Here is an 11,115-nt window from a genome sequence, read left to right on the forward strand (position 1 = left end):
GCCGTGCAGTTCGGCCAGCGCCTCGGGGGCGCGGGTGGCCACACTCGTGGCGTTAGGCTCGTAGGTGAAGCGTTCGTGGATCAGCTGCATCAGCGCCAGCGCGCCGGCGACCACGCTCACGCCGGGCGTGRAGGCCTCGTGGCCCAGAGCGGCAAGGCCGGCGTCGCGCGGGGCGTAGGCCGAGGGCAGGCTGAACTCGACGGCTTCTGATCGCACGGCACCGGCGTGGTAGCGCAGCGCTCGGGCCACCTCTTCCCACGGCGGGCTGTTGGCGGGGTCGGGCTCGGGTTGTGGCAGCAAGCCGGCTTCGAAGGTGCTTTGCACCTGCAGGCGCTCGTGCACGCGGGCGTGGCTGAAGGCGACGCGGGTGTTGCCCCAGCTGTCGACACTGCTCTGGCCTTCGGGCACGCCGCTCGCGTCGGTCGGGCGGCCTTGCAGCCATTCGTCGGGCGCGGGGTCGACGACCAGGCGCCAGCCGCGCACTTGCTGCAGTGCCGTGTCGCGTGGGGCCAGGTGGGCCATGTGGTGGGCCAGTTCGACCAGGGCGTCGTACTCGTAGGCGGTGTCGTGGCGCACCTTGAGCCAGATGCGGCCGTCGGCTTCGGGCGCTGGCGGTGCGGCGGCGTTACCGATGGGCTCTGCTGCTGCCGAGCCAGGGTTGGGCAGCGCTTCGTTGGCGGCGTCGGGGATGGTCATCGTCACTGCCACACGGCACGGTCGACCGCGCTGACGTGCGAGAACAAGCGCCGGCCGAGCGCGTCCGACAGACCTTGCGCCTGCACGCTGCAATCGCGCAGCGCGGCCACCAGCGGGCCATGTCCGCCCTCGTCGTCGGGTGCGGCCATCAGCTCCAGCGGCCAGTCTTCGGGGCGAGGCAGCGTCTGCGCCATTTCGTGGGCCCACAGCGGCTCGTGGCGGGCGAGTTTGACGAAGCGGTCGCGCATCGTGCGCGCCACCCAGGCCAGCGAGCGGGGGTTGTCGGTGTCGTGCACCAGCAGGTGCAGCAGCGGCGGCACCTCGCGCCGGGCCTGGAACTGCGCGCGGTAGGTGATGGTCGAGTCGAAGATGCCCAGCAGCAGCGCAAAGCCGTCGTCGCGCTTGTGCAGGTCGTGCTCGAAGCCGGTCGCCAGCGCATGGCTCAGGAAATCGAGCCGCTCGATCTGGCGGCCGACGCTGAGCAGGCGCCAGCCGTCGTCGCGCGTCATGCGGTCGGTCTGTGCGCCCGTGATGGCGGCCAGGTGCGTGGTCACGCGGGCCAGCACCGCCAGCGCATCGGCCAGTGGCTCGTTGGCCGGGCTTTGCATCACCTGCTCGTAGTGCTGCTGAAACTGTTCACCCACCTCGTGGATCAGCTTCCAGTGTTCTTGCGACAGGCGTTCACGCAGCGCTTGCGCACAGCTGCGCAGTGCCAGCAGGTTGTAGGCCACGCTTTGGCTCGCCTCGGCGTCGCCCAGCGCGTAGACCAGCGAGCGTTCGAACACGCGCAGGCTCTGCTCGGGCGACGGCACGCCCGCGCCCACCAGGCCATGGCGGCGGGCCAGCGTGTCCAGCACGCGCAGCACCGCGGGCGAGGCGCCGTAGATGAACGAGCCGGTCAGCGCCTCCAGCGTCAGGCGGGCCAGGCGCACCGAGTTTTCGGCACGCTCGGTGTAGCGGCCGAGCCAGAAGAGGTTTTCGGCCGAGCGGCTGGTGACGGTGCGGTGCCAGCCGGCCAGGTCGGCCGCTGTCAGTGGCTTGGGCAGCAGGCTGGTGTTGTCGATCTCGCCTTCGGTCTGGACCCAGGTGTCGGCACTCGCGCTGCCGCGCTGCATGCTCAGCCACGGGTCGTGCGCGCCGTCACGCCGGTGGCTCACACGCGCCAGGCCGCCGGGCAACACGCGCCAGCCGCCGGCACCGTCGCTCAGCGCGAACACGCGCAGCACTGTGGCGCGCGGCTCCAGCGCACCTTCGCGCCAGACGGGTGTTTCGCTCGGACGCACGCGCGCCTGCAGTGTGTGGGCGGCCGGGTCGGCGTCGATGCGATGTTGCAGCGTGGCGCGGGCGCCAGGTGCCAGTGCGGCGGTCACCAGCGGGGCGAAGCCGCTGGTGGGCGCGCCGCTGCCAAAGCCGCCAGCAGTGGCGTTGTTGCTCGGGAAGGTGGGCGCCACCACAAAGTCGGCCAGCTTGGGCGACAGGCGCTTCCACACCGCTTCTTCGCCGCACCACCAGTTGGTGGTGGCCGGCAGCAGCAGCTCTTCGCCCAGCAGCTTCTCGGCCACTGCGGGCCAGAAGGCGGCCAGGCCCGGGCTTTCAAGCCAACCGGCGCCGGGCGAGTTGGCGACCACCACTTCGCCCGCGCGCATGGCCTGCAGCAGGCCGGGGACACCTAACGCCGAATCGGGGCGCAGCTCCAGTGGATCCAGATAGTCGTCGTCGACACGGCGCAGCAGCACGTGCACACGCTCCAGCCCGTGCAGTGTCTTCAGGTACAGGCGGTTGCCGCGCACGGTGAGGTCACCGCCCTCCACCAGCGTCAAGCCCAGGTAGCGCGCGAGAAAGACTTGTTCGAAGTAGGTCTCGTTGTGCGGACCGGGGGTCAACAGCACGACGCGTGATCGCTCACCCGCGGGCGAGAGGCGCAGCAAACCTTGCAGCAGCGTCTGGAAGCTGGCCGCCACACGCTGCACGCGCAGGCCACGAAACGCCTCGGGGAACTGCTGGGCAATGATCAGCCGGTTCTCCAGCAAATAGCCCAGGCCGGACGGCGCTTGCGTGCGCTGACCCAGCACCCACCAACCGCCGTCGGGGCCGCGCGTCAGCTCGAAGGCGGCGACGTGCAAATGCACGCCACCGCGCGGCTTGACGCCGTGCAAGGGGCGCAAGTACTGCGGGTGGCCCAGCACCAGCGAAGGCGGCAGCAGGCCTTCGTCCAACAGGCGGCGCTCGCCGTAGACATCGGCCATGGCCGCGTTCAGCAGCCTGGCGCGCTGCGACACRCCGGCTTCGATGCCGGCCCATTCTTCGGCGCCGATCAGCACCGGCAACAGCTCCAGCGGCCATTGGCGGATGACGTCTTTCGGGTTCTCGGTGGAGTAGACGTTGTAGGTGGCGCCGTCTTCCTGCACACGGCGCTGCACGCGCTGGGCGCGGGTGGCCAGGTCTTGCCAGCCTGTGGTGCCGCTGGCGTCGAAGAACTGGCGCCACAGCGGGGCCAGCTGCACGCGGGCGGCACGCGTGGTGCCGGGCTCGTTCAGCCGGCCGTGCAGCTCGTCGTAATGGCCCTCGGTGCCTTGCTGCGCGGCGGCCGCGGCCAGCACGRCAGGCTCAGGCAGCTCGTCGGACAGCAGGCTGGATTGGCGGGGCGGCTCGGCGCCAGGGGGCAGGCTCGTGGTGGACATGACAACGCAGTGTGAGCCCGCATCATGCCTGCGCGCCCTGGGGCCGCCTATTCATGGCGCCCCCAAGGGGCTGCAGGGCGCGGCGGCAAGCATGGCGGCGGTGGCCGCTTTGGCGGCATCAAACGCGCCGCAGGTCGAGCGTGAACGGGAACTCCAGGCTGCGTTGCGGCGGGGGCACCTGCCTGGTGCCTGCGGTGTGCCCCATCGGGAAAAAGCGCGAGAGGCGCCGGCTTTCAGCTTCGAAGGCGTTGACGGGGAAGGTGGCGTAGTTGCGCCCGCCCGGGTGGGCCACGTGGTACTGGCAGCCGCCGAGCGAGCGGTTCATCCAGGTGTCGACCAGGTCGATCGTCAGCGGCACGTGGGCGCCGATGGTGGGGTGCAGCGCCGATGGCAGCTCCCAAGCGCGGTAGCGCACGCCGGCCACGAACTCGCCGACGCGGCCGGTGGGCTGCAGCGGCACGGCGATGCCATTCACCGCGACGCGATGGCGCGGGTCGACCAGGCCACTGACATGCAACTCGATGCGCTCCAGCGACGAATCGACATAGCGCACCGTCGTGCCGGCCGCGCCCTCTTCGCCCATCACGTGCCACGGCTCCAGCGCGTTGCGCAGCGTCATGTGCACGCCGCGCGCCGTCAACTCGCCGATCTTCGGGAAGCGGAACTCGAAGTGCGGCGCGAACCACGCGGTGTCGAAGGCGTAGCCGGCAGCGGCCATGTCTTCGAGCACGTCGTCGAAATCCATCTTCAGGAAGCTGGGCAGCAGGAAGCGGTCGTGCAGCTCGGTGCCCCAGCGCACCAGCGCGGCCTTGTACGGCGTCTTCCAGAAGCGGGAGACCAGCGCACGCAGCAGCAGTTGCTGCACGATGCTCATGCGCGCATGCGGCGGCATCTCGAAGGCACGCAGCTCCAGCAGGCCCAGGCGGCCGGTCGCCGAATCCGGCGAGTAGAGCTTGTCGATGCAGAACTCGCTGCGGTGGGTGTTGCCGGTCACGTCGACCAGCACGTTGCGCAGCGTGCGGYCCACCAGCCAGGGTGGCATGCGGTTGCCGTGGATCTGGCCAGCGCGCTCGATCTCGCCGAGTGCGATCTCCAGCTCGCGCAGCTGGTCGTTGCGGGCTTCGTCGACGCGTGGGGCCTGGCTGGTCGGGCCGATGAACAGGCCCGAGAAGAGATAGCTCAAGCTCGGGTGGTTGTGCCAGTAGGCCAGCAGCGAGGCCAGCAGATCGGGCCGGCGCAAGAAGGGCGAATCGGCCGGCGTGGCGCCACCGAGCACGAAGTGGTTGCCGCCGCCCGTGCCGGTGTGGCGGCCGTCGAGCATGAACTTCTCGGTCGACAGGCGCGACTGGAACGCGGCGTCGTAGAGAAACTCGGTCTGCTGCACCAGCTGGCGCCAGCTGTGCGCGGGGTGGATGTTGACCTCGATCACGCCGGGATCAGGCGTCACCTGCAGCAGCCTCAGCCGCGGGTCGCGCGGCGGCGGGTAGCCTTCGAGCACGATCTTCACGCGCTGCGCGGCGGCCGTGGCCTCGACGGCGGCGAGCAGCTCCAGATAGTCTTCTAATGCCTCCATCGGCGGCATGAAGACGTAGAGCACGCCGGTGGCTTTGCCGGTGTTCTCGGCCTTCGGGCCATTGGCACGGCGCGGGTCGCGCGCTTCGACGCACAGCGCGGTGCGGGTGATCCAGTGGGCGGATTGCTGGCGTGCGGGGAAAGTGGTGTCGACAACGTCTGGGCGGCCGGCGGAGGCGGAGGCGGAAGCACCGCCTGCTACTGGGCCCTGGCTTGCCGCAGGGCCGTCGCCTGGCACGCCGCGCAACGCTTGCAGTGCCACCACGCCGCCTTCGGCAAAGCCGCCGCCTTCGCTGTGCGGCGCGTAGCCGCCACCGTACTGCGCGCGCAGCGTGGCCGGGCCGGGCAACTGGCCGCGCGGCGCAAACGGGTCTTGTTCGTGCAGGTACGGATAGTCGCCCTTCGCGACCCAGGGCAACGAATCGAGCGGCAACCGGTAGCCCATCGGCGAATCGCCGGGGTGCAGGTACATGCGCTCGTCGCGGAAGAACCAGGGGCCGGTGACCCATTTGTTGCCGCTGAGCTGCGGCCCTTCGCTGCGCTTCAAGGGCAGCACATAGCCCACCGCGTGTTCCAGACCTTGGTCGAAGATGCGGCGCAGGCGGGTGCGTTCCAGCTCGTCGTCGAGCTTGGCATTGAACGGGTCGACGTTGACCGGCAGCCGGCGCTCGCGCCACAGGTAGTACCAGGTGTCTTCGTAGCCGGTCTGCACGTACTGCGCGTCCAGCCCCAGGCGGTCGGTCAGCCCGACGAGAAAGCGCTTGGCGTCTTCGCTGGTGTAGGCGTGCGGGTCGCGCTCGTCGGCGAAGAGGCTCGGGTCTTGCCAGCAAGGCTGGCCATCGGCCCGCCAGCAGATCGACAAGGCCCAGCGCGGCAATTGCTCACCTGGGTACCACTTGCCCTGGCCAAAGTGCAGGAAGCCGCCCTTGCCGTATTCGGCGCGCAGGCGGTGCACCAGATCTTGCGCAAACATGCGCTTGGTCGGGCCGAGTGCGTCGGTGTTCCACTCAGCGCCATCGCGGTCATGCACCGACACAAACGTCGGCTCGCCACCCATCGTCAGGCGCACGTCGCCGGCTTGCAGTTCGTCGTCGACCCTCTCACCCAGCTGCAACACCTCTGTCCACTGATCTTCGGTGTAAGGCTTGGTGACGCGCGGCGACTCCCAGATGCGGGTGATCGCCATCTCGTGGCCGAAGGTGACCTCGCTCTCATCCACCGCGCCGCTGACCGGCGCTGCGCTGGAGGGCTGCGGCGTGCAGGCCAGCGGGATGTGGCCTTCACCGGCCATCAGGCCCGAGGTGGGATCGAAGCCGATCCAGCCAGCACCGGGCAGGTAGACCTCGCACCAGGCGTGCAGGTCGGTGAAGTCGACCTCGGTGCCGCTCGGGCCGTCGAGTGCCTTCACGTCTGACGTCAGCTGGATCAAATAGCCCGACACGAAGCGCGCGGCCAAGCCCAGGTGGCGCAGCGTCTGCACCAGCAGCCAGCCGGTATCGCGGCACGAGCCGCTGGCATTGACCAGCGTTTCTTCCGGCGTCTGCACGCCAGGCTCCATGCGGATCAGGTAGCGGATGCCGTGCTGCAGCCGCTGGTTCAGGCCGACCAGGAAGTCGATCGTGCGGGTTTCGCTGCGGTCGATGCTGTCGACGAACTTCGAGAACTCAGGGGTCAGCGGCTCGGTGACGAGGTACGGTGCCAGCTCTTGCGCCAGCGCCTCGTCATAGCTGAACGGAAAGGTTTCGGCGCCCGGCTCGAGAAAGAAGTCGAACGGGTTGTAGACCGACATCTCGGCCACCAGGTCGACCGTGACCTTGAACTCGGTCGTCTTCTCGGGGAAGACCAGCCGCGCCAGGTAGTTGGCGAACGGGTCTTGCTGCCAGTTGATGAAGTGCTCTTCGGGCTCGATCTTCAGCGAGTACGACAGGATCTTCGTGCGGCAATGCGGCGCGGGCCGCAAGCGGRCGATCTGCGGCGACAGGCCGACGCGGCGGTCGTATTTGTAGTGGGTGACGTGTTTGAGCGCGACATGAATCGACAAGGGGCGTCCTTCGCGTTCGTTGATCAGTGCACGGCAGCGACGAGGAAGTCGCGGCTGATGCCGGCACCGAGGTCGCCCACGCGGTCCAGAAACTGCGTCAGGTAGGCATGCAGGCCAGTGGCCAAGATCTCGTCAATGCGGCCGTAGTCCAGGTCGGCCCGCAGGCGGCCGGCGCGGCGCTGGGTGTCGGCCGATTGTTCGTTGGCGACCAGCTTCAGGTTCGTCACCACCTCGTGCATGCAAGCGGCCAGCGAGCGCGGCATGTCGTGCCGCAGGATCAGCAGCTCGGCCACCTTTTCGGGCGTGATGACGTTGCGGTAGACCTTGCGATAGACCTCGAAGCCAGAGACCGAGCGAAGGATCGCCGACCAGTGATAGAAGTCGTACTCGTTGTCTTTCTCTTCGGCGGCACCGTAGAAGTCGCTCTGCACGGCGTGGAACTTCACGTCGAGCAGGCGCGCGGTGTTGTCGGCCCGCTCAAGGAACGAGCCGATGCGCAGGAAGTGAAAGGCTTCGTCTTGCAGCATCGTGCCGACGGTGACACCGCGGCTCAGGTGCGAGCGGAACTTGACCCACTCGAACAGGCTGGCCGGGTCACGCGTCAAGCTGCCGTCGGCCAGCAGGCGGTTGAATTCGAGCCAGGTCTGGTTCGTCGTCTCCCACACCTCGGTGGTCAGCGTGCCGCGCACGGCACGAGCGTTTTCGCGCGCGGCGCGCAAGCAGCTCAGGATCGACGACGGGTTGCGCTCGTCTTTCACCATGAACGCCATCACCTGGCGGGGGTTGATCGCGCCATAGCGGGTGGTGTAGTCGTAAGTCAGCTCGCTGATGCTGAGCAGACCTTGCCAGCCCTGCTCGRCCACGCCGGCCGATTGCGGCAGCAGCGCGGTCTGGTAGTTGACATCCAACATCCGTGCGGTGTTTTCGGCCCGCTCCATGTAACGGGCCATCCAGAACAAATGGTCGGCGGTTCGCGAAAGCATGACTCGTCCCTCCCTTCGTTAGCTCTGGCTTTGGCTCTGGCTCTGGCTCTGCCCAAACGCGTCGCCAGGCTCCGCCCGCGCCATGCTCAGGCCGTCTTCCAGTACCCAGGTGTCCTTCGTGCCACCGCCTTGTGACGAGTTGACGACGAGGGAGCCTTCTTTCAGCGCGACGCGGGTCAGGCCGCCGGGCACCGTCTGCACCGTGGTGCCAGAGAGCACGAAGGGCCGCAGGTCGATGTGGCGCGGCGCGATGCCGGACTCGACGAAGGTCGGGCAGGTCGACAGGCTCAGCGTCGGCTGGGCGATGTAGTTGCTGGGGTTGGCGACGAGGTGTTCGCGGAACTTCGCGATCTCGTCTTTCGTGGCTGCCGGGCCGACGAGCATGCCGTAGCCGCCGGCACCATGCACCTCTTTCACCACCAGGTCTGGCAGGTGGTCGAGCACGTACTTCAGGTCGCCCGCCTCGCGGCACAGGTAGGTGGGCACGTTGTTGAGGATCGGTTTCTCGCCGAGGTAGAACTCGATCATCTTCGGCACATAAGGGTAGATCGACTTGTCGTCGGCGATGCCCGTGCCGATGCCGTTGCTGAGCGTCACGTTGCCGGCCTTGTAAGCCTCGACCAGGCCGGCGCAACCCAGCGTCGTGTTGGGGCGGAAGACCTTCGGATCGAGGAAGTCGTCGTCGATGCGGCGGTAGATCACGTCGACCCGTTTCGGGCCTTGCGTGGTGCGCATGAAGACGAACTTGTCCTTGACGAACAGGTCTTGCCCCTCGACCAGCTCGACGCCCATCTGCTGCGCGAGGAACGCGTGCTCGAAGTAGGCCGAGTTGTACATGCCGGGCGTGAGCACCACGACGGTCGGCTCGTTCACGCCCTGCGGTGCGACGCTGCGCAGCGTTTCCAGCAACAGGTCGGGGTAATGGGCGACAGGGGCGATGCGGTGTTCGCTGAACAGCTCGGGGAACAGCCGCATCATCATCTTGCGGTCTTCGAGCATGTAGCTGACGCCGCTGGGCACGCGCAGGTTGTCTTCCAGCACGTAGTAGCTGCCCGAGCCGTCGGGGTTGGCGGCGCGCACGATGTCGATGCCGGCGATGTGAGAGTAGACGTTCTGCGGCACGTCCACGCCCATCATCTCGGGCCGGAACTGCGCGTTCTTCAGGATCTGCTCTTCGGGCACCAGGCCGGCCTTGAGGATCTCTTGGCCGTGGTAGACGTCGTGGATGAAGCGGTTCAGTGCGGTGACCCGCTGGCGCAGGCCTTTGTCCATCTCGCGCCATTCGTGCGCGGGGATCACGCGGGGGATCAGGTCGAAGGGGATCAGGCGTTCGGTGCCCTCGCCTTCGTCCTTGTCGCCATAGACGGCGAAGGTGATGCCGACGCGGCGGAAGATGACTTCGGCCTCTTCGCGCCGGCTTTTCATCATGTCGCGCGGCTGTTGCGCGAGCCACTGGGCGTAGGTCTTGTAGTGCTCGCGAACGGCGTCGCTGCTGGCATGCATCTCGTCGAAGCTCGGTCTCGTCATTCAGCCACTCCTCTGAACTCAGTCAGTAGCAACAACCGCACCACCCGCGGGCAACGATTCCGGGGCCTGCCAGTGCCAGTATCGCCTGCGCACGGACCTTGTGCACCATGCACCAGCGTCTTGCGCAAGCCACGCACCGCAATGGTCGCTGCGCACCACGGGGATGCCCGCGGCGGCATAACGCGACAGCACCGCCGGGTGCGGGTGGCCGAAACGGCTGCGGTAGCCGACCTGGATCACCGCCACTTTCGGCTGCACGGCGGCCAGGAAGGCTGCGGTCGATGAGGTCTGGCTGCCATGGTGCGGCACGAGCAGGATGTCGCTCTTCAGCGCTGGGCCCAGGCGCTCGACCAGGGCTTGCTCCTGCTCGGCCTCGATGTCGCCTGTCAGCAATGCACTGTGGCCAGCGGCGTCTTGCACGCGGACGGCGCAGCTCATGGCGTTGGGTTTCAGGCCGGGGTGCCAGGCGTGGGCGAGCGGGTGCAGCACCTCGAAGCGGACGCCGTCCCACTGCCAGGTTTGGCCGGCTTCGCAATCGACGTGCGGCACTGGCTGGGCGCCGGGGCCGGTGGACTGGCGCAAGGGGTGGTTCGGCTCCAGGCCGGTGCGCAACTCGCCCACCGGCAGGGCGGCCAGGATCGCTGGCGCACCGCCGACGTGGTCGGCGTCACGGTGGCTGATGACCAGGCTGTCGATGCGCGTTTCGCCGCGAGCACGCAGCAACGGCAGCAGCACGCGCTGGCCGGCGTCGTTGTCCTGGCCGTAGCTGGGGCCGGTGTCGTGCAGCAGCAGGTGATTGGCCGTGCGAACGAGGATGGCGCTGCCCTGCCCCACGTCGGCGGCCAGCAGCTCGAAGTGGCCGGGTGTCGGGCGTTGGATGGCTGGCCACAACAATGGCAACAGCAGCGGCAAGCCGGCCATGCGCGCGCGCCAAGGCAGTGGCAGCACCAGCAGCGCGCCGCCGAGCAGGCCGAGCCCCGCGGCCCAGGCCGGGGCGGCGGGTACGGTCCACACCGCCGTCGGGACCTGGCCTAGCCAGCCCAGCACGGTGAGCAACGGCTGCAGCGCCCAACCGGCCAGAGCCCACAGCGGCGGCAACAGCAACCCGGCCAGCGCCAGCGGCGTGACGACCAGCGTGACCCAGGGCACCGCCAGCAGGTTGGCGACAAAGCCAATCAGCGAGATCTGCTGGAAAAGCAGCAGCGTCAGCGGAGCAAGCGCCAGCGTAGCAATCACCTGCTGACGCAGGGCGCTGCGCAACACGGCGGCGGCACGCCCGCGCCAGCCCAGCGTCTGTTCGGTGTCGGCCTCGGGCGGGTGGCTCGCGATCAGCAGCGCGACCGCGACGAATGACAGYCAGAAGCCTGGCTGCAGCAAGGCCCATGGGTCGAGCGCCGCCACCGCCGAACCGGCCAACAGGCACACCAGCAACGGCGGCCAACGTAGGCCCAGCTGCTGCAGGCCGACCGTCAGCGCCAGCATCCACACCGTGCGCTGCGCCGGCACGCCCCAACCCGCGACCAGCGCGTAACCGGTGGCCAGAAGCACGCCGCCCCAGCGCGCCGCGTACGGTGTCGGCCAGGCCAGCATCAGGCGGTGGCTCTGGCGCCAGAGG

At 68.4% G+C, this 11,115-nt stretch carries 6 protein-coding genes; all 6 read right to left on the reverse strand.

Annotated elements, in window-relative coordinates; genetic code table 11:
• On the reverse strand, positions 1 to 696 hold a 696-nt coding region (locus AC1DYI_RS17125; protein WP_477205342.1), incomplete at its 3' end, for a transglutaminase N-terminal domain-containing protein.
• A gap of 2 nt (positions 697 to 698) precedes the next feature.
• The gene (locus tag AC1DYI_RS17130; protein WP_477205343.1) at positions 699 to 3,377 is read right to left on the reverse strand and encodes a circularly permuted type 2 ATP-grasp protein; all 2,679 of its coding nucleotides are present in this window, start codon (positions 3,375 to 3,377) and stop codon (positions 699 to 701) included.
• Between the two features lie 118 nt (positions 3,378 to 3,495).
• Positions 3,496 to 6,990, reverse strand: a complete 3,495-nt coding sequence (locus tag AC1DYI_RS17135; RefSeq protein ID WP_477205344.1) for a transglutaminase family protein — start codon at positions 6,988 to 6,990, stop codon at positions 3,496 to 3,498.
• Between the two features lie 23 nt (positions 6,991 to 7,013).
• A complete protein-coding gene (locus AC1DYI_RS17140; protein ID WP_477205345.1) occupies positions 7,014 to 7,973 on the reverse strand; it encodes an alpha-E domain-containing protein in 960 nt (319 codons plus the stop codon).
• An 18-nt stretch (positions 7,974 to 7,991) separates the two neighbouring features.
• Positions 7,992 to 9,500, reverse strand: coding sequence for a circularly permuted type 2 ATP-grasp protein (locus tag AC1DYI_RS17145; RefSeq protein ID WP_477205346.1), 1,509 nt, complete (start codon positions 9,498 to 9,500; stop codon positions 7,992 to 7,994).
• Between the two features lie 18 nt (positions 9,501 to 9,518).
• Positions 9,519 to 11,115: DNA internalization-related competence protein ComEC/Rec2 (locus tag AC1DYI_RS17150; protein ID WP_477205347.1), on the reverse strand; the 1,597-nt coding region annotated here is incomplete at its 5' end.

It is taken from the genome of Ideonella sp. P3_A4 (assembly GCF_056403075.1).

Coding starts and splice junctions, on each gene's coding strand:
- AC1DYI_RS17145 (WP_477205346.1), bottom strand. CDS start 9,500: ATGACGAGACCGAGCTTCGACGAGATGCATGCCAGCAGCGACGCCGTT.